The sequence below is a fragment of the Stenotrophomonas sp. YIM B06876 genome (genome assembly GCF_030711595.1).
GTDB lineage: Bacteria > Pseudomonadota > Gammaproteobacteria > Xanthomonadales > Xanthomonadaceae > Stenotrophomonas.
Window position 1 is genome coordinate 1 of record NZ_JAUJUJ010000645.1, and the last position, 360, is coordinate 360.

General features: G+C 65.0%; 1 protein-coding gene. It reads right to left on the minus strand.

The window, feature by feature from the left end; translation table 11 throughout:
* On the minus strand, positions 1-244 hold a 244-nt coding region (locus QZH66_RS18855; protein WP_305807300.1), incomplete at its 3' end, for a LysR family transcriptional regulator.
* Between the last annotated feature and the right edge of the window lie 116 nt (positions 245-360).

The following is a 360-nucleotide window of genomic DNA, read 5'->3' on the forward strand; positions in this document are numbered from 1 at the left end:
CACGCGCATGGATCTGGCGCAGCCCCGCCAGCGCCCGCTCGGCGTCTTCGTAGAGCAGAAAGCCCTGCGCCGTGGGCGTGACCCGGGGGCCGTTGCGCGTGAACAGCGCATAGCCGATCTCGGCCTCGAGCTCCTGCACCAGCCGCGTGATGGCCGGCTGCGAACGGTTCAGCAGCCGCGCCGCGCCCGTGACGCTGCCGACCGACATGACGGCGGCGAAAGCTTCGAGTTGGCGGAGTTCCATGCGCTCAAGAATACGAAATCTGAATCATGAGGCATGGAGTATGCGGGATGCAAATAATAAATCGATATGTGTTTATACCGATGCGGGGCGCCGCCACCGCACGGCTCAGCCGCCGC